Genomic DNA, 23728 nt, shown 5'->3' on the forward strand with positions numbered 1-23728 from the left:
AGGCGAGCGCATTTTGAACTAGCTCACTCTTTCCTTGATAGCACTCTTCCTGGCCAGGCATCCAGCGTGGATGGAGTGCCAGTAACTGGGGCGAGGATCTCCGTAGTAGCTTTGTGCCTCATTTCTAACCAGGGCAAGACAGAATATGACATTCGTTACGAAAGAAACGGCACAACACGTTTTTACCGCCAAGCCAACCCTTTTGGGCGGCGGTGACTGGAACGACCTGCATCAGATCGGGAGCATCGTCCCAGCCTCGGGCATCTATCGTTGCGAGGGCTGTGGCGACGAAATCACCTCGAACAAAGGTGACAAATTCCCCCCACAAAACCATCACCAGCACGATGGCCTGCTCGGCGCGATGGTTGAGTGGCGCCTGATCGTCAAGACAGAAACAAAAGCGTAAAGGATTCCCCAGTCCCTCGCCTGCAAGCCCAAGGACTGGGATAGCGCCAATATCGGCGCGGACAACGCAAGGGAAATGCAGATGCATCCAGGACAAACCACATTCCCGTACGTGCTGATTACCAACGATCGGCAGTCATCGCCAAGGCAGCGGACATCTCTGTGAACGGTGTCGCTGAGGCGAGAGGGATTGTCACCTTCATGACCGCTCTAGGCTTCGAGGATACAATGTCCGCGCTAAACGCTGATGGCGGTGAAGTCGGCTTGATCCAGGTTTATGACTCTCAATTCAAAGGCGCTGCCGGTGATATCGTTCGCATTTTTACCGGCTTAACTAGGGCGACTTCGCCCACTTGACCATAAAACCTTCCCGCCAATAATTTCTATTTTGGCGCCCTCTTCCATCGTATATAGACCGCTGAGCAAATACTCAGCGCGCCCATCTTGGACATCAACTTCAACAGGCTCGCGCTAAGGATTGGCGAAGCCTCTGCGCTAGGCGATGGTAGGTGCAAACGAGTCCGGCTGATTCATATCTAACTCCAGCGGCCCTGCCGCGTCATGTTGGTTGTTTTGCGTCTTTGTGCCTGAGGATCAGGCGTATTCGGTCATGCCAGGGCCCACCGTAAACAATGATCTCCGACGGCCTGCCATACAGGTGGTGCAGGAGAAACGGCACGGGGCCGAACGTGCCTGACTCTTCGCCAGGCAGCGCTGGATCGGCATCCAGATAGATTCCGGCGTGATTCGGGTGAGCCGTCCGCCCGATCGCCATGACAACCAGGTCGCCGCGATGAGGTCGGTCAACCCGTACAAAGCCAGCCGCCTCGTAGTTTGCCTCGTACAGACGGATGTCCTCCGCACTCTCCCAGGCGAATCTCGCCGCCGGGCTCCAGCTTCTGGATGTCCATGATCAGTGCCATGGGTGTTTATCTCAGGGGTGAAAGGCTTGCTCGGAGATAGCGTAGATCTGGCCGCCACGGTGCGCTGGTGTGTAGCCTTTCCCCGTTCACCCAAGGGTGGCTCCCAGAGGAAGCCTTTTACCCCTTTGTGCCGATCGAGGAACTTCATGATTTCCTTGATACGGCCCTTCATGCCGGTGAAGGCACCCTTGGCCTGCTCATTGAGGGCATCATGACCAGAAACAGTCAGCACAACTCCCAGCACTTCATCCTCAGCAGGACAGGGGTGCGTGTGTCTCAACAAATTCCTCCTCGGGCACTCGGAGCAGGAGATCACCAAGCGCGTTTACCGGCGCATCGGTGCGGTCGCGCAGCCTTCAAAATGAGCTAGTTTCGGAACTCCACTCTGTAATGTTTCGGAACTCCAGCACTTTCCTTGAGGCAATAAAAAACCCCGTAGACGCTAATCTACGGGGTTTTTAAGAGTGGAGGCCGAGGTCGGAATCGAACCGGCGTAGGCGGATTTGCAATCCGCTGCATAACCATTTTGCTACTCGGCCTCAAACGATCAATGCCCTGATAACTGACATTCACCGCATACAAACTTGAGTGGGCTATGTAAAACCTGCCTCTACTCTATCTCATTGAAAACATTGAAGTTTTTTCTGCTTCAGTGCGTTCGATGGGCGCAATTATGTACTCATTTACCAGGGCTTGCAACCCCTTGATTTCAAAAAATATTCCTCTTCCGGGTACTGATTTTGCAGGTGCGAGCAAGCTCGCCCCTGCACCGGCGGGCTTAATAGCCCAGAGACAGACCGGTATTGCGCCGCGGATCGTTAGCACCATAGAAACGGTTTTTACCCACCGGCTTGCCATCCAGGGACGGTGCACCAACCAGGATCGCCGCCAGGTGGTTCGCATCCTGCGGGCCTGCAAACGTGTGGCCCCAGCCTTCGAGGATTTTCTGAGTGTCGGGGCTCAGGGCAAACGTCTCAATATTGGTCGCCTCAGGCAGCCATTGCTGGTGGAAGCGCGGTGCATCCACGGCCTCCTGAATGTTCATCTTGTAGTCGATGACATTGAGGATGGTCAGCAACGTGGCGGTAATAATACGGCTGCCCCCGGGCGTACCGACCACCATCACGGCCTTGCCGTCCTTGGTGACAATCGTCGGGCTCATGGACGACAGCGGGGTTTTGCCTGGGGCGATGGCGTTCGCTTCGCCCTGGACCAGCCCGTACATGTTCGGTACGCCGATCTTGGCGGTGAAGTCGTCCATCTCGTCGTTGAGGATCACCCCGGTCTTGCTGGCCATGACGCCGGCACCGAACCAGTCGTTGAGGGTGTAGGTCACCGACACCGCGTTGCCCCACTTGTCGACGATGGAATAGTGAGTAGTGTTGTTGCCTTCATGGGGTGAAACGCCGGGTTTGATGTTCTGGGAGATACCGGCTTTTTGCGGCTCGATGGCGGCCCGCAGTTTGGCGGCGTAGTCCTTGTCCAGCAGATGGGCGACCGGGTTCTTCACGAAGTCCGGGTCACCGAGGTAGCTGTTGCGGTCGACGTAGGCATGACGCATGGCCTCGATCTGGTAGTGCAGGCCCTGGGCCGAGTGATAGCCCAGTTCGGCCATCGGGTAGCCTTCAAGGATGTTCATGATCTCGCAGATCACCACGCCGCCAGAGCTCGGTGGCGGTGCCGAGACTACGTGGTAGCCACGGTAGTCGCACTCGATGGGCGCCAGTTCGCGAGTCTTGTACTTGTCCAGGTCAGCCTGGGTGATGATGCCTTTGCCGGCCTGGCTGGAATCCACAATCGACTTGGCCACCCACCCCTTGTAGAAACCGTCGGAGCCCTTGGCGGAGATTTCCCGCAGGGTTTTCGCCAGGTCTTTCTGCACCAGTTTCTGGCCGACCTGAATCGGCTCGCCGTTGTGCAGGAAGATCGCACGCAGGTCCTGGTCCTTTTTAAACTCGTCGGTGGCAGTGTGCAGCAGGTCGATATCACCCTGCTCCAGTTCGAAGCCGTTTTCCGCCAGCTTGATGGCTGGGGCAATCACCTGTGCACGCTTGAGGGTGCCGTATTTGCTCAGGGCCAGCTCCATACCCGACACGGTGCCGGGTACGCCGACTGCCAGGTGCCCTTTGGAACTCAGGTCTGGGACAACGTTGCCTTCTTTATCCAGGTACATGTCGGCAGTGGCTGCCAATGGGGCTTTTTCGCGGAAGTCGAGAAAGGTCTTGCGCCCGTCTGCCAGTTGCACGGTCATGAAGCCACCGCCGCCCAAGTTACCGGCGGCCGGGTAAACCACGGCCAGGGCATAACCCACGGCCACTGCCGCATCCACGGCGTTGCCACCGGCCTTGAGCACATCGACACCCACATGGGTCGTCAGGTGCTGGGCCGTGACCACCATGCCGTTTTCGCCACCCACCGGGGCCTGGGACGCCGCCTGCACACCACTGACCGTCAGCACCAGCGCCGTGGCTATCAATGTTCGGGTAAAGGGTTGGTAGTTCATCCGTGGATACTCTAGTTATTTGAAGCGTTAAAAGTAGCCCTTCCAGGATTCGATACCCAAGCACCATGGCGTTTTTATGACAGAGCCTGTCGGTGACGGAACGGACCCAGTCAGGCCCATGCTATATTCGCGGCCTTTACGCCCCGCAGGACACAGCCCCGATGGTGACCAAGAAGACTGGCATTCGCGCCCAGCAAGCCGACCAGACGCGCGCGCGGATTCTCCAGGCGGCGATCAAGGTCTTCACGCGTGACGGCTACTCCGGCGGGCGGGTGGACAGCATCTCCCGGGAAGCCGACTCCAACGACCGCATGCTCTATTACTACTTCGGCAGCAAAGAGCATCTGTTCGTCTGCGTGCTGGAGCACACCTACGAGCAGTTCAACAAGGCCGAAAGCAAGCTCAAGCTCGACCTGAGCGCGCCGGTCCAGGCGTTGCAAGACCTGGTGGCGTTTATCTGGAACTACTACGTCAAGCATCCCGAGTTCGTCGCCATCCTCAGCATCGAAAACCTGCACAAGGGCAAGCATGCCAAGCAGTCCGGCGAACTGCGACGCTTGTCCGGTGAAGCGGTTGGCGTGCTGCGGCCGATTATCGAGGCCGGTCAGCTTCAGGGGCTCTTTCGCGAGGACGTCGACATCAAGCACGTGTATTTGATGATTGCCTCGCTGTGTTACTTCTACAACTCCAACCGGCACACCCTCAGTTCGTTTCTCGGGGAAGACCTGGCGGGCAAAAGCCAGCAAAAGGATTGGCTGGGGTTTATCAGTGACCTGGTGCTGCGCGGCGTCACCCCCTAGGTCTCCCGTAGCAGCTGTCGAGCGCAAGCGAGGCTGCGTAAGACGCGCCACCTTCATCAAGCCCTACGCAGCCTCGCTTGCGCTCGACAGCTGCTACGTCCCTCCTCTTAGTGGCTGCCAGGATTGGCCCGCAACTGCGCCACCTTCTGCTCCAGCCCTTCCCAGCCCGGCGCATTCGGTGCAAACCGGCCGCGCAGATACGCCGCCAGCTCTGCCACTTGGGTATTGGACAGGCTGTCCTTGAAGCCTGGCATGTAGCCCAGGTCCTTGGTCGCCGGCGTGCTGATGCCCTGCAAGATCACCTTGATCAGATTGTCCGGTTGATCGCTGTGCACATTGGTGTTGGTCGCCAGTGACGGGCTGACCCCAAACAACTTCGGCCCCAGCCCGTCGGCGTGACAAGCCTTGCACGAGCCTTCAAATACCCGTCGCCCGTTCGCATTGGGAACCGTTGTCGCGGCAACGGGCTGCGTCTCGGCAGAGACGTCGCTGTTGAGAGACGCCAAGTAGACCGCCATCGCCCGGATATCCGTCTTGGGCAATTTGACCAGCTCAGTCACCACCGGCCCCATCGGCCCTGTCGCCACGCCGTGGGCATCGGAATAGCCGGTACTCAGGTAGGTGAACAATTGATCCTCGGTCCACGGCGTGGGCGCCTTGGACAACCCGTTCAGCGCCGGCACCTCCCACCCATCCACCCTGCCCCCAGCGAGGAACGCCGCACCACCCTTCTCTGCCCCCATCACGTTCCGTGGCGAGTGGCAGGCCGCGCAGTGCCCCAGTCCATTGACCAGGTAAGCACCGCGATTCCATTGCTCGCTACGCTGAGGCTGTACGGTGATTTCCCCTCGACGCAGAAACAGCGCATTCCACCCCGCCATCAATGGCCTAAGGTTGAACGGAAAACTCATCGCATTGGGTATCGGCGCCTGACCCACAGGCGCCTGGGACATCAGGTAGGCATACAGCGCCTGCATGTCTGCATCGTTGATATTGCGAAACGCCGTATAGGGAAATGCCGGATACAAATTGCGCCCGTCGCGGCCAATGCCGTCACGCATCGCCCGCTCGAACGCCGGGTACGACCAGTTGCCAATCCCGGTCTTCACATCCGGGGTGATGTTGCTGCTATACAGCGTGCCGAACGGTGTATGCATCGCCAGGCCACCGGCATTCGTCGCCCCACCCGGCGCCGTGTGGCATACCGCACAGTCCCCGACCGCCGCCAGTAAACGCCCGCGCTCCAAGGTAGCCTTGGACCAGGTACCGGCGCTGGGTGGCGCAATCGGCGCGATTTCGCTATGGAATGGCCAGGCGGTGGCGGCCATGCCCAGCACCGCACCAAAGGCGGCAAACAACGAGCCAAACAGCCACTTCTTGCGTTTTTCCGGTGACTTGGCGGGCTCGCCCAGGGTGCCCGCATTCAGCGCGGCCAACACCCGTTCGGGCGTAATCGGCAACTCGCGAAAACGTATGCCGGTGGCGTCATAGATCGCATTGGCAATGGCCGCCGCGCTGGGCACCGACGCCGACTCACCGGCACCCATCGGCGGCTGGTCCTGGCGCGGCATCATCAGCACGTCGATCTGCGGCACCTCAGGAAAGGTCAGGATCGGGTATCCGCCCCACTCCTTGCTCGCCACAGTCGACTCTTCAAACGTCACCCGCTCCTTGAGCACGCGACTGGTGGACTGGATCACATTGCCGTGTATCTGATGCTGCACCCCCGCAGGGTTGATCATCATCCCCGAGTCATGCCCGATCACCACCCGCGTGACCGAGACATCACCGGTCTGCTTGTCGACGGCCACATCCGCCACCCATGCCGCCCATGCGGCGCCGAAGCCGGGGAACTTGCTATGGATATAGCGCGCATAAGCAAAGCCCCGGCCCCGCAGAAGATGATCTTCATTGGGGGTTTGCATCGGCGCCGTGCGCGGTACCCAATTGGCACGCTCGGCGGTGGACTTCACCAGATCGATAGCGCGCTCGTCCTTGAGGTAACGCAGGCGGTATTCCACCGGATCAACACCGGCCGCGAAGGCCAGCTCGTCGATATAGGATTCATGGGCGAAGGTGTTGGGCGGTGCCGACACACCGCGCATCCATGAGGCCCGGACAATCGGTGCCATGTCGTTGATGGTCACGCGCATGTTTTCAATGTCGTAAGGCGGGATGGACGTGCGGTCACCCATCTCGAACATCGCCGACACCGGCTCCACCCGGCCGGTCAGCAGCAAGGCCAGGGTCGGCGCACCGTTGGACGGGTAGCTGGTTTCAAAATCATAAGCAGCGATGCTGCCATCAGCGTTCAGGCCTCCATCGACATCCATCAACTGCGCAGTGCCTTTAGGCTCCCACAGGTGCTCCTGCTCGCGGGTCAGTTGCACCCGCACTGGCTTGCCCACTGCGCGAGACAGCAGCAAGGCGTCGGCACACACATCGTCAGCGCAATTGCGGCCGTAGCAACCGGCGGCCTCCATGCGGATCACCTCGATCGACTCTTCCGCACATTCCAGCAGCCAAGCCAGATCGGCCCGCAGCAGGTGCGGGTTCTGGCTACCGGACCAGACCCGACTGCCTGTCGGATGATAATCCGCCACACCACAGGACGGGCCTATGGAGCCGTGCATCTGATACGGCCACAGGTAGGTGCGCGGCATCCGCTGAGTGGCGGCGGCCAGGGTTTCGTCGACGTGGCCCTGATCGAGCACCGTGCGGCGCACCCGCGGGTTGTCGCGAATGGCCTGCTCGACATCACTCATGTCCGGCAGCTTGTGGTTCCACGGTTTCCAATGAACCTGCAACGCCTCGGCAGCCTTGATCGCCTGCTCTTCGCGCAGTGCGACCACGCCGACAAAATCACGGATCACCACCACCGCGACGACCCCGGGGATATGGGCAATGGACGACTCATCCACGCTCAGCAGGCTGTTGCCCACAAAGTCACCGCAATCCAGCCCGGCATAGGGCGGGCGAACCACCCGACCGTGGAGCATGTCCGGCACGCGCATGTCATGGACGTAAGTCAGCTCACCGGTGGCCTTGCCGGGAATATCCACCCGAGCAGCGCCCTTGCCCACCAGCCGGTAGTCGCCGATAGCCTTGAGCGGCGCATCGCCAGAAATGCGCAGCTCATCATGTTCGCCGCGCACCAGTTCGCCGTAGGTGGTCGTGCGCCCGTCTTCGGCGTGAATGACGCCAGCGTCGACCTGCAAGCTATCTGGCGCAACATCCCAGCGCCGGGCCGCACGCGCCAACAGGAAGCGTCGGGCTTCGGCGGCCGCGTTACGCAACGGAATCGCCGAAATCTGCAATGTTGCACTGGCGATGGTCGCGCCCTGGTTCGGTGCTCGCTCGGTGTCGCCGAGCACCATGCGCACCTGCTCCAGGGTCAGGTCCAGTTCTTCAGCGACGATCTGCGCCAACGCGGTGCGAATGCCGGTGCCCAGATCGACATGGCCATTGAAGGCGTACACCAGGCCGTCGTCATTTACCGCAATAAACAACCCCAACTCCGTGGGTTTGACTGTCGGTGTACCGCCTTTGGCCACCGGCCCCGACGGCGGCAGCACGTCATCGACGATCAGCAGGACGCCAGCCTTGGCCAGCCATTGGTCTCGGGAAGGGATTGCGTCTGTCATGGTCATCGATCCACGTTCAAGGCATTTGCTGGGCGGCACGCAGCACCGCCCGGAGAATTTCGATATGGGTGCCGCAGCGGCAGAGATTGGCCGAGAGCTCGTTGCGGATCTCGGTTTCGCTGGGGTGCGGATTGCGGTCGAGCAAGGCTTTGGCCGTCATGATCATGCCGTTGAGGCAATAACCGCACTGCGCGGCCTGCTCGTCGATAAACGCTTGTTGCACCGGGTGCGGCGCCTCGCGACTGCCCAGGCCTTCCAGGGTGACAATCGCCCGGCCTACGGCGCCGGACAGCGGGAACACACAGGCCCTGGCCGCCACGCCATCGATGATCACCGTGCAGGCGCCACACTCCCCCAGGCCGCAGCCGTACTTGGGGCCGTTGAGTTGCAGGTCATTGCGCAAGATCAGCAATAGCGGCGTGTCCGCCATTGCGCTGACCTCTGTGGTGTGGCCATTGACCTCAAGCGCTACCGTGATGTGCTGGCTGATCATTCGCTTCGCCCATTGCAGTTGGTGAAGTACTCACTACATGAAACAGCCGTGAAAAAAATCGCGCACTTGAGGTCTCGCGACACACTTGACTGGTGAAGTGGTTACTACATCAATGCAGAGCAAAAACGATGCCAGCCCGGCACATCCTCCACCGTCCGTAGCAGCTGTCGAGCTCAANNGCTCGACAGCTGCTACGGGGGGTCGGGGATCAGGGGGTAATGGGGTCATCAATCATCTTGCGCAGCAAAAACAGCACCGCCACGCGCTCGGCGGGGTTGAGGTTGCTCAATGTCAGTTCGGTAATCTGCGCCGCGCAGGGCACGGTTTGCTGCACCAGAACGGCGCCGGACGCCGACAGATCGACCACCACTTTGCGCTTGTCCTGGGGGTCCGGCTCAAGGCTAATCAGCTCTCGAGCCTTGAGGCGCTCGACGATGCCGCGGATGGTGGCCTGGTCGACGGCCGTGGCCTTCACCAGCTCCGCCAGCGAACTTGCACCGTGATCGCGCAGCGCGCACAGGGTGACAAACTGCACAGCAGTGAGTTGGGAGTCGCCGACATTCTGCTGAAAAATCGCCAGGTGGCGCTGATAGGCCTTGCGCAGCAGGTGGCCAACTTGTTCAGAAAAAACGTAGGAATCAGGCACGGCAGGGCTCGACAGGCGGTAAACGATGGGTAGCCATGATGGCGGGGATGCTGGTTGGACTCAAGGTGTTCATTGACGGAACCGAGTCAAACTGTGGGAGCGGGCTTGCTCGCGAATACGGAGTGTCAGCCAAATATGCATTAACTGACCCACCGTATTCGCGAGCAAGCCCGCTCCCACATTAGGTTTTCAGCGTGCCAGGGAAGCTGCGGGTGCTACTACATCCCCGCCCATCACCACCGCCTCATCATCGAGGTACACATCGCAATTGCGCAGCGGAATGTCCATATGGCACGGCGTCTTGCGCGTCCCGCCAACCTCGGTATTCGGCCCGGTGGAAAACAGGAAGTTGCCGTAAAACGCCCGGGCATCCATGCACATGCCGTCGTTCTTGTCGTGCAAGCCCATGGCTGTCCACTGCGCCCGCGGCTGCAAACCCCAGCCGATATGCGAGATGCCGTACACCTCAGGGTCATTGAAGTACTTCATGTAATCACGCAGGTATTCGGCCTCGAAACCACCGTGGATCCTGGTGATAAAGCCTTTCTCGATCTCCAGGGTGATCTTCTCTCGGGTGTAGGTCTTGAACGGCAGCAGAATGTCACCGATGTCCAACACCAGCACGCCTTCGGCGGTTTCTTCATTGGGCCAGGAAAACAGGAAGCCGCTGGGCCAGTGGTCCCAGCGTCCGGGCTCATCGGCAAAACCGTACTCGGTCACAGAGGGATACTGCCCCAGGGCCGCCCGGAAATCGCTGCCGGCGCGGGATTTGACGTGGATCGAGCGGGCCTTTTTCAGCAACTGTTCGGCGGCCAGCACGCGCACCTTGTCTTCCTCGGTGGGCAGCATCCGCGCCAGCACTTCCGGCGGCTCCACGGCCAGCAGAATACGGGTGCCTGTCTTGAGGATCTGCTCCTGCTCCGGTGAGTGCAGCAACATCATCGTATCGACAATCAGGTCCGCCGCTTCCAACGCCCGCTGCGCCGCGATATTGCCGGTGAGCGCGGTGTCGCCGCAGTAAGCCGTCATGTCATTGCCCATGGCCTTGGGGTGGTTGAACGACGGCAACTCCACGGCATACACCTTTGCCCCTAGCCGCTGCGCCGCATCCATCGCGGCACGCACGGTGCGTGGGTCGGAATAATGGCTCTTGAGCACGGCGACGCTCTGGGTCGAGTCGACCTTCGATAGCGTCAACACGTGTTCGAACATCTGGGTCAGTTCGCAATCACTTACCGGCATTTCCCGTCTCCTCAGGTGCTGCACCAAGTTCAGGCACCGCGCTTCACTCTAGTGCATTTTTATAGTGTATACGCCATTTAAAAACGATAAGACCTGAATTGATAGCAGACTGCAAGCGTCATCAAAAAACGTTACCAATAGAAACATAACCAATAAAATAAGGAACATTTAAGTTACACCGGATAAATATGGCCAAAATTACAATTTTTCAGGCATGGGCTTTTCATTTGAAAAAATGAGTGTATACACTTTAAAAACCTTGCGGAGAGACACCGCCAACCATCATTCGAACAAGAGGACTACGCCCCATGCCAAGCACACAAAAAATCGCGATCGTCGGCGCCGGCCTGGGCGGTGCCGCCGCTGCCACCCTGCTGCAACAAGCCGGTTTCGACGTGGACATTTACGAGCAGGCACCGGAGTTTTCCCGCCTGGGCGCCGGGATCCATATGGGTCCCAATATCATGAAAATCTTCCGCCGCATGGGCATTGAAAAACAGTTGGACCTGATGGGTTCCCACCCAGACTTCTGGTTCAGCCGCGACGGCCAGACCGGCGATTACCTGTCACGCATCCCGCTGAAAGACTACGGCGCCTCCTACATCACCGTGCACCGTGGTGACCTGCATGCGTTGCAGATGTCGACCATCAAGCCGGGCACCGTGCACTTCAACAAACGCCTGGAAACCCTGGAAGAAACCGACACCCAGGTACGTCTGACCTTCGCCGACGGTGAGGTGACTTATGCCGACATCGTGATCGGCGCCGACGGCATCAACTCGCGCATTCGCGAGGAGTTGCTCGGCGCGGAAAAACCGCTGTACAGCGGCTGGGTCGCCCACCGCGCATTGATCCGCGGCGATCAACTGGCCAAGTACAACCTGAACTTCGAGGACTGCATCAAGTGGTGGACCGAAGACCGGCACATGATGGTCTACTACACCACCGGCAAGCGCGACGAGTACTACTACGTCACCGGCGTGCCACACCCGGAGTGGGACTTCCAGGGCGCTTTCGTCGACAGCAGTCGCGAAGAGATGTTCGAGGCATTCCAGGGCTACCATCCCACCGTGCAGGCGCTGATCGAATCCACTGAAAGCGTGACCAAATGGCCGCTGCGCAACCGCAATCCGTTGCCGCTGTGGAGCCGTGGTCGCCTGGTGTTGCTGGGCGACGCCTGCCATCCGATGAAACCACACATGGCCCAGGGCGCCGGCATGGCCATCGAAGACGCCGCGATGCTGACCCGCTGCTTGCAGGAAGTCGGCCTGAGCGACTACCGCACCGCGTTCGAACTCTATGAAGCCAACCGCAAGGAGCGCGCCTCCCGTGTCCAGACGGTGTCCAACGCCAACACCTGGCTGCGGACCCAGGAAGATCCGGCCTGGGTCTACGGCTACGACCTCTACGCTCAACCACTGAAGTCGGGGGTGGCGGCGTGAGTACCTTTCTCTACGGCGGCAACGTCCAGGCCAATGGCATTCGCCAGCACTACCTGCGCTATGGCGGCAAGGGCCCGGCGCTGATCCTGATTCCCGGCATCACCAGCCCGGCGATCACCTGGGGCTTTGTCGCGCAGCGCCTGGGCGTGCATTTCGACACCTACGTGCTGGACGTGCGCGGTCGCGGCCTATCCGCAACCGGCCCGCAGCTGGATTACAGCGCGGACACTTGCGCCGATGACATCGGTGCCTTTGCCGACGCCTTGCAGCTCGACAACTATCACCTGGTCGGTCACTCCATGGGCGCGCGTTTTGCCGTGCGCAGCGCGGTACGGCACCCGCAAGGCGTCAATCGCGTGGTGCTGATCGACCCGCCGGTCTCCGGCCCTGGCCGCCGTGAATACCCAAGCAAGCTGGCGTGGTACGTCGACTCGATCCGCCAGTCGCTGATCGGCATGGATGCAGAGGCGATGCGTGCTTACTGCGCCACCTGGACCGAGGAACAGCTGCAACTGCGCGCCGAATGGCTGCACACCTGCTACGAGCCCGCCATCGTGCGCGCCTTCAATGATTTCCATGACGTGGATTTCCACCAGGACCTACCCCACCTCAAAGCCCCTGTCCTGCTGATCGTGGCCGGACGTGGTGGCGTGATCGAGCCCCAGGACATCGCCGAAATCCAGGACTTGCAACCGTCGATCAAAGTGGCCCACGTCGCCAATGCCGGGCACATGATTCCCTGGGACGATCTGGACGGCTTCTTCCATGCTTTCGACGACTTTCTTGGCCCGCGCCTGAACTGAATAACGGAGACCACCATGCTCAAGCCTTACCGCATCGGCCAGATCGTGCCGAGCTCCAACACCACCATGGAAACCGAGATCCCGGCAATGCTCACGGCGCGCCAGTTGATCCGCCCGGAGCGCTTCACTTTTCACTCCAGCCGCATGCGCATGAAGCAGGTGCGCAAGGAAGAACTGGCGGCGATGGATGGCGAGTCCGACCGTTGCGCCATCGAACTGTCCGACGCCAAGGTCGACGTACTGGGCTACGCGTGCCTGGTGGCGATCATGGCCATGGGACTGGGTTACCACCGCAATTCCGAACAGCGCCTGCGCAAGGCCACTGCCGATAACGACGGCAACGCTCCGGTAATCACCAGTGCCGGTGCGCTGATCGAAGGCTTGAAAGTGATGGGTGCCAAACGCATCGCCATCGTCGCGCCCTATATGAAACCCCTGACCGAACTGGTGGTGGACTACATCCGCGAAGAAGGCTTTGAAGTGGTGGACTGGCGCGCCCTGGAGATCCCCGACAACCTCGAAGTAGCCCGCCACGACCCGGCGAACCTGCCGGCCATCGTCGCCGGCATGAACCTGGAAGGCGTCGACGTTATCGTCCTGTCAGCCTGCGTGCAGATGCAGTCGCTGCCGGTGGTGGCCAAGGTCGAAGCGCAAACCGGCAAACCGGTGCTCACCGCCGCTATCGCCACCACCTACGCCATGCTCAAGGCCCTGAACCTGGAACCTGTCGTTCCCGGCGCAGGTGCCTTGTTGTCGGGTGCTTATTGAGGATCTGCAAGATGAGCGAACAATCCGTCGACGCCAACTACCAGGGCGTGTGGGGCAATCGCATCGGCTTCGGCAAAAAAGCCGCGCTGCTGATGATCGATTTCATGCAGGGCTACACCACAGCAGGCGCACCACTGTTTGCACCGGGCGTGGTCAGCGCCGTGGCTGAAAGCGTTGAGTTGCTGGCCAGCGCACGGCACCAGGGAATTACGGTGGTGCACACCAATATCCGTTACCATCCCGGCCATTTCGCCGACGGTGGCATCTGGGTGAAAAAGGCTCCGGTGATGAAAGACATGGTCGAGGGCAACCCGCTCGCTGCGTTCTGCACCGAGGTGTTGCCCCGGGACGATGAAGTGGTGATCAGCAAACAGTACGCCAGTGCATTTTTCGGCAGCAGCCTGGCCCCAATGCTGCACGCACAAGGGATTGACACCGTGGTGCTGGCCGGCTGCTCCACCAGCGGTTGCATTCGCGCGACCGCCGTGGATGCGGTGCAGCATGGTTTTCGCACCATCGTCGTGCGCGAATGCGTCGGCGACCGGCACCCGGCGCCCCACGAAGCGAACTTGTTTGATATCGACAGCAAGTATGGCGACGTGGTGAGCAAGCAGGAGGCGATGAGCAAATTCAGGGAGCGGTAAGGCTTCATCAAGAACCGCGCCATAGAGCGTGGTCTTGGCTAAAAACTGAGGCTAAACACCGCCTCAGTCTTCTGACACTGCCTTTGGACGTCGCTGGTACAGCACTCCGAAGTGCTGAAAAAGCGGCTCTATAAAAACCATAAGTCACCGCCAGGAGACACCCATGCCCATTGCGAATGCAGCACCGGCGACCACACTCGCCGACCCGATCCACGCGCTTTATCACAAGATCACCTGGAAACTGATTCCCTTCCTGTGTTTTTGCTACCTGGCTGCGTACCTGGACCGAATCAATATCGGCTTCGCCAAACTGCAAATGCTCGACCAGTTGCAGTTCAGCGAAACCGCCTTCGGCCTCGGCGCCGGCCTGTTCTTTGTCGGCTACATCCTCTTCGAAGTGCCGAGCAACCTGGTGCTGGAGAAGGTCGGCGCGAAGATCTGGATCGCCCGCATCATGATCACCTGGGGCCTGCTGTCGGCCTGCACCATGCTGGTCACCTCCACCACCCAGTTCTACATCCTGCGCTTCCTGCTCGGCGCCGCCGAAGCCGGGTTCCTGCCGGGCGTGCTGTACTACCTGACCACCTGGTTCCCCACCTACCGCCGAGGCCGGATCATCGCCCTGTTCATGATCGGCCTGCCGCTGTCCAGCGTGATTGGCGGGCCGTTGTCCGGGTGGATCATGGGCCACTTCGACCATATGGGCGGCCTGCGCGGCTGGCAGTGGCTGTTCCTGATCGAAGCGGTGCCCAGCGTCTTGCTCGGCATCTGGACCTTCTGGGCGCTGCCCAACAACTACCAACAAGCCAAATGGCTTTCGCCGCAAGAAAAGTCCTTGCTGGAAAGCGAGCTGCGCAAAGACGACGCCGACGGTGCCGGCAGCAAGCACAGCTTCCGTGACGGCTTCTTCAACCTCAAAGTGTGGATGCTCGGCGGCATCGACTTTTCGATCCTGCTCAGCGCCTACGCCATGGGCTTCTGGATGCCGACCTTCATCCGCAACGCCGGGATCATCGACACCTTCCACATCGGCATCCTCACCGCCCTGCCAAGCGTTGCCGCGTTACTCGGCATGCTGCTGATCGGCGCCAGTTCCGACAAACACCGCGAGCGGCGCTGGCACATCATCGTGCCGTTCTTCGTAGGCGCCGTCGCCATGGCCACCAGCACATTCTTCACCCACAACGTCGTTGCCACCGTGGCCCTGTTTGCAATCGCCTCGGCGGCAATCATTGGCGCAGTGCCGGTGTTTTTCAGTCTGCCGGCGACGTTTCTCAAAGGCACCGCCGCCGCTACCGGTTTCGCCTTGGCCTGTTCTGTGGCGAACATCGCAGGCCTGGTGAGCAACTCGTTGATGGGGGTGGCGATCGACGTCACCGGCAGCAGTGCCGGCGCCCTGTGGTTTTTCGCCGGCTGCCTGATCCTCAGCAGCTTCCTGGTGATCGCCCTGCCGGCCAAGCTGGTGAATCGTTGATCTTGCCAAGCCCGGTAAACATCGGCCGGCTGAAAGAGCCATGGCACCAAGCCCGGAAGGCGTTAGAATCTGCGCCATTCCGAAGACCTCACTGACACGAGCCCTCCATGAGCTTTGATTTCGACACGCTCCACTCCCGCCTCGGCACCGGCAGCACCAAGTGGAGCCGCTACCCGCAAGACGTCCTGCCGATGTGGATTGCCGACATGGACATCGCCGCGCCGCCCGCAGTTCTGGCGTCGCTGCACCAGCGCCTGGACCAGCAAATCCTCGGTTACAGTGTGGCGTGCGACAAGGTACGCGAGGCCATCGTGGCCGATCTGTGGGCCAAGTACGCCTGGCGTGTGCAACCCGATGAACTGCTGTTTTTGCCCGGTGTAGAGCCGGGTTTCAACATGGCCCTGCACGCCTTTGTCCAACCCGGGCAGCCGGTGGTGTTGCAAACCCCCAACTATCGTCCGTTGCGCTTGGCACCCGGCAATTGGAACCTGCCGAAGGTCGAGGTACCGTTCGAACTGAGCACCACGGGTGAATACCTCACGCCCCTGCCGGCCCTGCGTCAGGCGCTGAGCGGTGCAGGTGCGCTATTGTTGAGCAACCCTCACAACCCGATCGGCAAGGTGTTCCCTCGGGAAGAATTGCTGGCGGTGGCCACGGCTTGCCTGGACCAGGGCGCGCTGATCATCTCCGATGAAATCCATGCCGAGTTGTGCTTTGACGGTCGTCGACACATCCCCACGGCGAGCCTCAGTCCCGAGATTGCCCAGCGCACCATCACCCTGATGTCGGCGAGCAAGGCCTATAACGTCGCCGGGCTGAAAACCTGCTTTGCCGTGATCCAGAACCCGGCCATTCGAGAACGCTTCAATAATGCCCGCTGCGGCATGGTCGACAGTGTCAGCCCGTTGGGCCTGGAAGCCACGCGAGCGGCCTACAGCGAATGCGGGGACTGGTTGGAGGCGCTGGTCAAGTACCTGCAAGCCAACCGTGATTATCTGTTGAATGCGGTGCAAACCCGCCTGCCGGGCATCGTGATGCATGCCCCTCAAGGCACGTACCTGGCGTGGCTGGATTGCAGCGCCCTGGGCCTGGATGACCCGCAACAGTTTTTCCTGGAACAGGCCAAGGTCGGCCTCAGTGCCGGCCTGGAGTTTGGTGATGACAGCCAGCAATTCGTGCGCCTGAACTTCGGTTGCCCGAGGTCGATGCTCGAAGAAGGGTTGCGGCGCATGGAGCGCAGTCTTCAGGGCGTTTAGACGCTATTCAGTGTGGGAGTGGCGATAGGCCTCTCCCACAGTTGATGGCGCTCACAACTTGGCGATGGAGACTTCAGTCGACTTCACAAACGCAATCACCTCACTGCCCACCTTCAATTCCAGGTCCCGCACCGAGCGAGTAGTGATAACTGAAGTGACGATGCCGGACGCGGTTTGCACGTCAATCTCGGACACCACTTCACCGAGCAGGATCTCCTTGATCACGCCTTTGAACTGGTTGCGCACGTTGATCGCTTTAATGGTCATGTCGGCTTTCCTTTAGCTGATGGGTCAATCCGCACGAATGCGCAGGCGTTCAAAATGCACGCTCCGTAAAAACATTAAAAGGAATATATAACTCTTTATTTATTCCATAAAAACATATGAACTCACTCCCGCCCCTGTTGCCTGGCCAACACTCATTCAACAAAGTGCTCGACTTCTCACCCCTCCCGTAGCAGCTGTCGAGCCTTGGCGAGGCTGCGTATGCGGTGTGTCTGATGTACCGAATACGCAGCCTCGCCAAGGCTCGACAGCTGCTACGCAGGGTTGTTTGAAGGTGTTCATATCACCTGCGCATCCAATGGCACAGAGACTGCATATTCCTTAAACGCATGATGGAACATGCCGATTTATTTTTCTGAATATAAGACAGCCTTCTCTCCCCGCCTTGTCCGGAGCCGTTCCATGAAGCCTTTCGCCAACCTATTCCTGGGCGCCTGCGCCCTTGCGTTCAGCCTGCAATCCCAGGCCGCTGAAACCGCACCCGCCGAAGTCCATCTGGACTACGCCTATTACTCCCCCGTCAGCCTGGTGCTCAAGCATTTCGGCTGGTTGGAACAGGCCTTGCCCCAGACCAAGGTTGGCTGGGTGTTGAGCCAAGGCAGCAACCGCTCCCTGGAGTACCTCAACAGCGGCGGTGTCGATTTTGCGTCCTCGGCGAGTCTTTCTGCGGTGTTAAGCCGGGCCAATGGCAGCCCGATCAAATCGATCTACGTGTACAGCCGCGCCGAGTGGACTGCCCTGGTGGTACGCAAGGATTCGCCGTACCAAAGCGTCACCGACCTCAAGGGCAAGAAAATCGCCGCCACCAAGGGCACCGACCCATACCTGTTTACCCTGCGCAGCCTGCAAAAGGCCGGGTTGACCAAGGACGACGTGGAGTTGGTGCACTTGCAGCACCCAGACGGTCGCACCGCGCTGGAGAAAGGCAATGTCAATGCCTGGGCCGGCCTCGATCCACATATGGCGGCCAGCGAGATCCAGGCCGGTTCGCGCCTGCTGTATCGCAACAAGGATTTCAACAGTTACGGCGTGGTCAGCGCGACCGAGCGCTATGCCAAAGACCACCCGCAGACCATCGCCACGGTGCTGGGCGCCTATGAAAAAGCCCGGGACTGGTCGGTGAAACACCCCGATGAACTGGCAAAGCTATTGGCCGATGAGTCCGGCCTGCCCCTGGAAGTGGCCAGGCTGCAACTGTCGCGCACTGACTTGAGCAGCCCGTTGCTGACGGCCCGGGACATCGTTGCATCGAAGGCGGCCGCACCGATCCTGGTGTCCGAGGAACTGGTCCGTCGTGGGGTGAATGTCGATCAGGTGATCGACCAATTGATCGACAGCTCATTTGGCCTTTCCCTCGCCCGCCCATAAGGAAGGCGCTCATGACCAGCAAAATCAAATCCTTGCCCGTCGACTTGACCCGGGCCACACCGCCGACGGCTAATCGCAGTGCCTGGCCGCGTCGACTCAAGGGCCTGGCATTGCCGGTGCTGATCATCGTGCTACTGGAGGTGATCGTGCGCATCGGCTGGCTGCCGTCCTACCAGATGCCTGCGCCCAGCGAGATCGCCGTCACCCTCGCAGACCTCGCCGAAGGTGCCTTGTGGAAGCACATCAGCGCCAGCGTGTTGCGGGTTGGGCTCGGGTTTGCCATCGGCGCCAGCCTGGCCCTGGTGTTTGCGGCCTGGGTCGGCTTGAGCCGCGAAGCCGAGGCTTACCTGGAACCCACCTTTGCGGGCCTGCGCTCTATCCCGAGCCTGGCCTGGGTGCCCTTGTTGTTGCTGTGGCTGGGGATCGACGAAACCTCGAAAATCGTGCTGATTGCCATCGGCGCGTTCTTTCCGGTGTACCTCAATGGCGTGGCGGCGATTCGCGACATCGACCGCAAGCTGGTGGAGGTCGGGCAGATGTACGGATTCAACCGCCGGCGCCTGGTGCGACGGATTCTCTTGCCCGCCGCCCTGCCCGGCCTGTTTACCGGGTTGCGTAGCGGCCTGAGCCTGGCCTGGATGTTCCTGGTGGCGGCCGAACTGATCGCCGCCACCAAAGGCTTGGGCTATCTGCTCAGCGATGGCCGGGAGACCTCGCGGCCAGACATCGTGCTGGCCGCGATTATCGTCCTCGCCCTGCTGGGCAAGATCAGTGACGGCCTACTGGCCGCCCTGGAAAAACACTGCCTGGCCTGGCGTGACACCTTCAACGGCCAGGGCACAGGAGACTGATCATGAGCGAACCGCTATTGGATATTCGCGTGGCGCGTAAAACCTTCGCCAGCACCACCGTACTGACCAACATCCACCTGACCTTACAACCGCGGGAAACCGTGAGCCTGCTGGGTCCCAGTGGCTGTGGCAAAAGCACCTTGCTGCGGATCGTCGCCGGTCTGGAGAAGGACTTCCAGGGTGAACTGCTTCGCGGCGACGGTGAGGTGGCGTTCGTCTTTCAAGAACCGCGCTTGATGCCATGGCTGACCGTCGAACAGAACATCGGCTTCAGTGACGATCAGCACTATGACAAAGCCTGGGTTACGCAACTGATCGACGAAGTCGGCCTCAGCGGTTTTGCCCAAGCCTTGCCCAAGGCCCTGTCCGGCGGCATGGCCCAGCGCGTCGCCATCGCTCGCGGCCTGTACTCGCGCCCGCAAGTCCTGCTGCTGGACGAACCGTTCAGCGCGGTGGATGCCTTCACCCGGATGAAACTGCAGGACCTGTTGCTGCAACTGGCCAAACACCACGCCATCGCCCTGTTGCTGGTGACACACGATGTGGATGAAGCGTTGTACCTGAGTGATCGGGTGCTGGTGATGGATAACCGGCCCAGCAGCATTCGTCAGGAACTGGCGGTGGAACTGGCGCATCCACGGGATAGACGCGACCCGCTGCTGGCCCGGCTCAAGGTGCAGAGCTTGACCGAATTGCAGCGAGCGCATGTGATTTAGTGGGCTGACAAAAAACCTGTGGCGAAGGGCTTGCCCCCTCGCCACAACAAGCCTAAACGGTCAGAACCCTACCGTCGCCGACACCAACCATGTGCGCGGCGTCGACAAGGTCAAGCCCGGGGCGCTGTCGGATGAAGTGGCCGCCGAGGCCCAGTAGGTCGTGTTCAACACGTTCTCCACGGTGGCGCGCAGGGTGATCTGCTTGTCGTCCAGCTTGAAGGCGTAGCGGGCACCGAGGTCGTAGCGGTTCCAGCTATCGATCTTCTGTTCATTGGCCGGGTCCAGGTACTGTGAGCCTGTGTGAATGGCGCGCGCGGTAAGTGTCAGGCCGTGCAGGCGTTCGATGTCCCACTCGGCACCAAGGTTGATGTTGGAGATAGGCGACCCGGTGCCGCGCTTGCCGTCGGTCAAACCTTGAGCCGTCTTGGTTTGCTCGCTGTCCAGCAACATCACGCCACCGAGCAAACGCACGTGCTCAACCGGCTCGCCGAATACGCTCAACTCCACACCCTGATTACGCAATTCACCGTTGGGCTTGAAGTTGTTCTGTTCATCGATGCCATACGCCGGCTGCTTGATGCGGAACACACTGGCGGTCATGCCGAAGCTGCCCATGTCGTACTTGGCACCGACTTCCACCTGCTTGCTTTTGGTCGGTGGGAAGATCGCGTTTTCATTATTGACCCCGCTTGAGGGTGCCGTCTCGCCCTGGCTCAAACCTTCCATGTAGTTGCTGTAGAGCGAGAACTGATCGGTGATCTTCACCACCAGTCCCAACGCAGGCGACAGTGCTTGCTCATCGTATTCCGGTTGGTCTTTCACCCCATTGCTCCACGACGTCACCTCGACCTTTTGCAAACGCGCGCCCAGGGTCAGCAGCACCCGCTCATCGAGAAAACTCAGGGTGTCCGCCAGCGCCAGGCTGGTGAAGCGGTCTTCGGTGTGGGTGCTGGTATCGAAGCGCACCGCTTTGCCGGGCTTGGGCAATACAACCGGGTTGTAGAGGTTGCTTTTACCCGGGGTGTAGCGCTCGCCAGCGTTGTCGAAATCCATATTGAAGCGGTTCAGGCTGACGTTGATCGTATGCCCCACCGGCCCGGTGTTGAACCAGCTGCGAGCGCCGACGGTGACGGTTTTCACCTCTTCATCACGGCGAAAACTGCGTGGTACCACGGTAAAATCACCGTTGCTCTGGGTGCTCTGCACCCCATGGCGCAGGAAGTCATAGTTGCCTTTGCGCGCCCCCGCCGAGGCATAGACCATCAACGAGTCGTTGATATCAAACTCACCGCGCACCGCGCCAAAGGTGTCCTTGGTATGGGCGTAGGTCCAGGACTGGGCGAAGTTGCGGCGAATATCCTCAGCCTTGGGCATCACGCTACCCTTGGCGATCTCGACCCGCTCTTGCGGTGCATCGCCAGTGCGTTCCTGGCGACCCAGGTCAAGGGACAGGCGCACCCGCTCCTTGCGAAAATCCAGACCGATCACGGCCATTTCCCGATCGACGCTCTGGTGGTCCCACTCGGTATCACCGGACTGTTTCACGCCGTTGAAACGCACGCCGAATTCCTGCTCGTCACCAAAGCGCCGGCCAATGTCGACTGCGCCGCCAAACTGCCCGGCCGAGGCATAGCTGCCGGTAAATTCGGTGATCGGCACGTCGGTGGCGCGCTTGGGTTCGATATTGATAGTGCCGCCGACGCTGCCCCGTGGCGCAATGCCGCCGAGCAAGGCACCCGGGCCTTTGAGGATGTCGACGCGCTCAACCATTTCCATGTCGATGGCATAGGTCGGCAGCACGCCGTACAGGCCGCCGTAGGACACATCACTGTTGAACAGACTGAAACCACGCACGGAAAACTGCTCGAAACGCCCGCCTGCCGGGTTGGTGATACGCACCGAAGGATCGCTGGCGACCATCTCGCCGAGGGTGCGCGCCTGCAGGTTTTTCACGGCCTTGGCGGTATAGGACGTCTGGTTGAAGGGGGTGTCCAGGAAATCGGCCTCGCCCAACATGCCCTGGGCGCCTTTGCGGGTGACTTGATCGCCGGCGTAGGTTTCAGCCACCGGTGTGTTGCCAACACCGAGAATCGACGTGGCGGGCAGTTGGTAGGTGCCGCTTTCCGGAGCCGGGACCAAGGTGTAGGCACGATCCCCCACCACCTGCAATTGCAGGCCGGAACCCTGGAGCAACCGGGCAAAACCCTCCTCCACTGCAAACTCGCCGGAGATCCCGGCGCTGTTATGGCCGCTGACCAGGGCCGGCTCCACCGACAGGTTGACCCCGGCCAACCCGGCAAACCGGGTCAGAGCAGCGCCCAGGTTACCGGCCGGCACCTCATAACTGCGTCGGGCCGCGTCCTCGGCCCAGCTCACAGCAACAAATAACGGGCTGGCACTCAGGCTCAGCAGCAGACTCAAGCGCCACAACGGGCGCAACGGCGATGGCGGGACGACGGGCATTGAAGAGGCTCTCTGTTTTCGTTCACTTGCCTTGGATGACAAGCGAGACGAAAAAAAGGGACAGCCCTCAGGCAAGTTTTTTACTCGGCAGCAACGTCACCCAATAGCGCGTACGCGAATGCACTTGCAGCGCCAAGGTCGAAGCCAGCAAGGCAAGAATGCGATCTGTATCTTCCAGGCGAAAACTGCCCGTCACCCGCAACGGCTCAAGGGCCGGATCCCAGCGCAATACACCCGGGCGATAACGCTCAAGCTCACGCAGAAAGTCCCCCAGTGGTTGGTTCTGCGAGGTCAGGACACCATCCTGCCAACCCAGTTGCTGCGCATCAAACAAAGTTATGGCACCCAGGCCGCGGGTCTGCAGGAGCGTTTGTTGCCCGGCTTGCACGGTCGATTCTTGTCCAAGCATATCGCGCACCCGCACCGCGCCTTTGTACACCGACACCCGACAACCGGAAGACAGTTGACGCACACAAACGTCCGCTTCACGAGCACTGACTTGCCCATAACGCGTCTGCACGCTCAACGCGGTGTCACCCGGCACCTTCAACGCCAGCTCACCCTCCACCAGCGTCAGCCGCCGTTGCGCCCAATCCACATCCACCGCACTGGCCGTATTGAGCTGCAGGAGAGCGCCCTCTGCCAACTGCATGCGTTTACGTTCCCCCGTGGCGGTGTGCAAGTCTGCACGCCAGGCATCGATCGGCAATTGCCGACTGAGCAACCACACCGCCGGCACCACGGCCGCCACACCCAAGGCCCGCTTGAGTACGGCACGCCGGCCCGGTTGTGCACGGTCCAGGCTGGCCATGGCCAACGCCTGGGGCAATTCGGCAAACCGTTGGCGCAGCATTTGCGCCTTCTGCCACGCCTGTTCGTGACTGCAATGACTGTCTCGCCAGCGCTGCAAACCGACATGATCGCGTTCGGTAGCACTGCCCGACTCGAGCAACGCCAACCACTGCGCGGCTGCCCGAGCGACCTCACGTGCTTGCATGGAAG

19 protein-coding genes, 1 tRNA gene and 1 pseudogene are annotated in these 23728 nt (G+C 60.4%); 11 read left to right on the top strand and 10 right to left on the bottom strand.

The genetic code is table 11. From position 1 onward, the window contains the following. Positions 1-145 precede the first annotated feature (145 nt). A complete protein-coding gene (locus J7E41_RS13640) occupies positions 146-406 on the top strand; it encodes a protein L (protein ID WP_214993608.1) in 261 nt (86 codons plus the stop codon). A 558-nt stretch (positions 407-964) separates the two neighbouring features. On the opposite strand, the pseudogene J7E41_RS13645 reads toward J7E41_RS13640, so the two are convergent. From J7E41_RS13645 to ggt, 3 genes and pseudogenes are all read right to left on the bottom strand, one after another. Then, positions 965-1282 (bottom strand): annotated as a pseudogene (locus J7E41_RS13645) (phage tail protein); the annotation flags it as partial. Positions 1283-1793: 511 nt separating this feature from the next. After that, positions 1794-1867, bottom strand: a tRNA-Cys gene (locus J7E41_RS13655). A gap of 239 nt (positions 1868-2106) precedes the next feature. After that, positions 2107-3831 carry a gamma-glutamyltransferase gene (gene ggt / locus J7E41_RS13660; protein WP_214993609.1) on the bottom strand — a complete coding sequence of 575 codons (1725 nt, stop codon included), beginning with the start codon at positions 3829-3831 and terminating at the stop codon, positions 2107-2109. 161 nt (positions 3832-3992) lie between these two features. Here ggt and J7E41_RS13665 point away from each other — a divergent pair, with 161 nt between their 5' ends. Further along, positions 3993-4631, top strand: coding sequence for a TetR/AcrR family transcriptional regulator (locus J7E41_RS13665; protein ID WP_214993610.1), 639 nt, complete (start codon positions 3993-3995; stop codon positions 4629-4631). Between the two features lie 107 nt (positions 4632-4738). Here the strand turns inward: J7E41_RS13665 and J7E41_RS13670 are convergent, their stop codons facing one another. The 4 genes from J7E41_RS13670 to J7E41_RS13685 all read right to left on the bottom strand — a co-directional run bounded on the left by J7E41_RS13670 (position 4739) and on the right by J7E41_RS13685 (position 10656). Then, on the bottom strand, positions 4739-8275 hold the full coding sequence (locus J7E41_RS13670) for a molybdopterin cofactor-binding domain-containing protein (RefSeq protein ID WP_214993611.1): 3537 nt from the start codon (positions 8273-8275) through the stop codon (positions 4739-4741). Between the two features lie 16 nt (positions 8276-8291). Continuing rightward, positions 8292-8768 (bottom strand): (2Fe-2S)-binding protein, encoded by a 477-nt coding sequence (locus tag J7E41_RS13675; RefSeq protein WP_214993614.1) that lies wholly within the window; start codon positions 8766-8768, stop codon positions 8292-8294. 208 nt (positions 8769-8976) lie between these two features. Next, on the bottom strand, positions 8977-9414 hold the full coding sequence (locus tag J7E41_RS13680) for a MarR family winged helix-turn-helix transcriptional regulator (RefSeq protein ID WP_214993615.1): 438 nt from the start codon (positions 9412-9414) through the stop codon (positions 8977-8979). A 189-nt stretch (positions 9415-9603) separates the two neighbouring features. Continuing rightward, positions 9604-10656, bottom strand: a complete 1053-nt coding sequence (locus J7E41_RS13685) for a 2,5-dihydroxypyridine 5,6-dioxygenase (protein ID WP_214993617.1) — start codon at positions 10654-10656, stop codon at positions 9604-9606. Between the two features lie 308 nt (positions 10657-10964). On the opposite strand from J7E41_RS13685, the gene J7E41_RS13690 reads away from it, so the two are divergent. From J7E41_RS13690 to J7E41_RS13715, 6 genes are all read left to right on the top strand, one after another. Beyond that, on the top strand, positions 10965-12098 hold the full coding sequence (locus J7E41_RS13690) for an FAD-dependent monooxygenase (RefSeq protein ID WP_214993618.1): 1134 nt from the start codon (positions 10965-10967) through the stop codon (positions 12096-12098). Next, entirely contained in the window at positions 12095-12901 is an 807-nt protein-coding gene (locus tag J7E41_RS13695) for an alpha/beta fold hydrolase (protein WP_214993619.1), read from the top strand. The genes J7E41_RS13690 and J7E41_RS13695 overlap by 4 nt, the downstream gene beginning before the upstream one ends. A 15-nt stretch (positions 12902-12916) precedes the next feature. Beyond that, positions 12917-13669, top strand: coding sequence for a maleate cis-trans isomerase family protein (locus tag J7E41_RS13700; RefSeq protein WP_214993620.1), 753 nt, complete (start codon positions 12917-12919; stop codon positions 13667-13669). A gap of 11 nt (positions 13670-13680) precedes the next feature. Beyond that, entirely contained in the window at positions 13681-14313 is a 633-nt protein-coding gene (locus tag J7E41_RS13705) for an N-carbamoylsarcosine amidohydrolase (RefSeq protein ID WP_214993621.1), read from the top strand. Positions 14314-14476: 163 nt separating this feature from the next. Then, positions 14477-15787, top strand: coding sequence for an MFS transporter (locus tag J7E41_RS13710; RefSeq protein WP_214993622.1), 1311 nt, complete (start codon positions 14477-14479; stop codon positions 15785-15787). A gap of 107 nt (positions 15788-15894) precedes the next feature. Then, positions 15895-17043, top strand: a complete 1149-nt coding sequence (locus J7E41_RS13715; RefSeq protein ID WP_214993624.1) for a MalY/PatB family protein — start codon at positions 15895-15897, stop codon at positions 17041-17043. Positions 17044-17094: 51 nt separating this feature from the next. On the opposite strand, the gene J7E41_RS13720 is transcribed toward J7E41_RS13715, so the two are convergent. After that, positions 17095-17310, bottom strand: coding sequence for a TOBE domain-containing protein (locus J7E41_RS13720; protein ID WP_003173733.1), 216 nt, complete (start codon positions 17308-17310; stop codon positions 17095-17097). A gap of 420 nt (positions 17311-17730) precedes the next feature. Between J7E41_RS13720 and J7E41_RS13725 the strand changes: the two genes are divergently transcribed. Genes J7E41_RS13725 through J7E41_RS13735 form a run of 3 tightly spaced genes read left to right on the top strand, consistent with a single transcriptional unit; the run spans position 17731 to position 20263 of the window. After that, on the top strand, positions 17731-18696 hold the full coding sequence (locus J7E41_RS13725) for an aliphatic sulfonate ABC transporter substrate-binding protein (protein ID WP_214993626.1): 966 nt from the start codon (positions 17731-17733) through the stop codon (positions 18694-18696). Between the two features lie 11 nt (positions 18697-18707). Then, the gene (locus J7E41_RS13730; protein ID WP_214993628.1) at positions 18708-19547 is read left to right on the top strand and encodes an ABC transporter permease; all 840 of its coding nucleotides are present in this window, start codon (positions 18708-18710) and stop codon (positions 19545-19547) included. Between the two features lie 2 nt (positions 19548-19549). Continuing rightward, the gene (locus J7E41_RS13735; protein ID WP_214993629.1) at positions 19550-20263 is read left to right on the top strand and encodes an ABC transporter ATP-binding protein; all 714 of its coding nucleotides are present in this window, start codon (positions 19550-19552) and stop codon (positions 20261-20263) included. A gap of 60 nt (positions 20264-20323) precedes the next feature. Here the strand turns inward: J7E41_RS13735 and J7E41_RS13740 are convergent, their stop codons facing one another. Next, on the bottom strand, positions 20324-22726 hold the full coding sequence (locus J7E41_RS13740; protein ID WP_214993630.1) for a TonB-dependent receptor: 2403 nt from the start codon (positions 22724-22726) through the stop codon (positions 20324-20326). A 67-nt stretch (positions 22727-22793) separates the two neighbouring features. Then, positions 22794-23723 (bottom strand): FecR domain-containing protein, encoded by a 930-nt coding sequence (locus tag J7E41_RS13745; protein WP_214993631.1) that lies wholly within the window; start codon positions 23721-23723, stop codon positions 22794-22796. Positions 23724-23728 lie beyond the last annotated feature (5 nt).

The sequence above is a fragment of the Pseudomonas fluorescens genome (genome assembly GCF_018614655.1).
GTDB classification, from domain to species: domain Bacteria; phylum Pseudomonadota; class Gammaproteobacteria; order Pseudomonadales; family Pseudomonadaceae; genus Aquipseudomonas; species Aquipseudomonas fluorescens_BX.

Coding starts and splice junctions, on each gene's coding strand:
- J7E41_RS13640 (WP_214993608.1), top strand. CDS start 146: ATGACATTCGTTACGAAAGAAACGGCACAACACGTTTTTACCGCCAAG.
- ggt (WP_214993609.1), bottom strand. CDS start 3,831: ATGAACTACCAACCCTTTACCCGAACATTGATAGCCACGGCGCTGGTG.
- J7E41_RS13665 (WP_214993610.1), top strand. CDS start 3,993: ATGGTGACCAAGAAGACTGGCATTCGCGCCCAGCAAGCCGACCAGACG.
- J7E41_RS13670 (WP_214993611.1), bottom strand. CDS start 8,275: ATGACAGACGCAATCCCTTCCCGAGACCAATGGCTGGCCAAGGCTGGC.
- J7E41_RS13675 (WP_214993614.1), bottom strand. CDS start 8,768: ATGATCAGCCAGCACATCACGGTAGCGCTTGAGGTCAATGGCCACACC.
- J7E41_RS13685 (WP_214993617.1), bottom strand. CDS start 10,656: ATGCCGGTAAGTGATTGCGAACTGACCCAGATGTTCGAACACGTGTTG.
- J7E41_RS13690 (WP_214993618.1), top strand. CDS start 10,965: ATGCCAAGCACACAAAAAATCGCGATCGTCGGCGCCGGCCTGGGCGGT.
- J7E41_RS13700 (WP_214993620.1), top strand. CDS start 12,917: ATGCTCAAGCCTTACCGCATCGGCCAGATCGTGCCGAGCTCCAACACC.
- J7E41_RS13705 (WP_214993621.1), top strand. CDS start 13,681: ATGAGCGAACAATCCGTCGACGCCAACTACCAGGGCGTGTGGGGCAAT.
- J7E41_RS13710 (WP_214993622.1), top strand. CDS start 14,477: ATGCCCATTGCGAATGCAGCACCGGCGACCACACTCGCCGACCCGATC.
- J7E41_RS13715 (WP_214993624.1), top strand. CDS start 15,895: ATGAGCTTTGATTTCGACACGCTCCACTCCCGCCTCGGCACCGGCAGC.
- J7E41_RS13720 (WP_003173733.1), bottom strand. CDS start 17,310: ATGACCATTAAAGCGATCAACGTGCGCAACCAGTTCAAAGGCGTGATC.
- J7E41_RS13725 (WP_214993626.1), top strand. CDS start 17,731: ATGAAGCCTTTCGCCAACCTATTCCTGGGCGCCTGCGCCCTTGCGTTC.
- J7E41_RS13730 (WP_214993628.1), top strand. CDS start 18,708: ATGACCAGCAAAATCAAATCCTTGCCCGTCGACTTGACCCGGGCCACA.
- J7E41_RS13735 (WP_214993629.1), top strand. CDS start 19,550: ATGAGCGAACCGCTATTGGATATTCGCGTGGCGCGTAAAACCTTCGCC.
- J7E41_RS13740 (WP_214993630.1), bottom strand. CDS start 22,726: ATGCCCGTCGTCCCGCCATCGCCGTTGCGCCCGTTGTGGCGCTTGAGT.
- J7E41_RS13745 (WP_214993631.1), bottom strand. CDS start 23,723: ATGCAAGCACGTGAGGTCGCTCGGGCAGCCGCGCAGTGGTTGGCGTTG.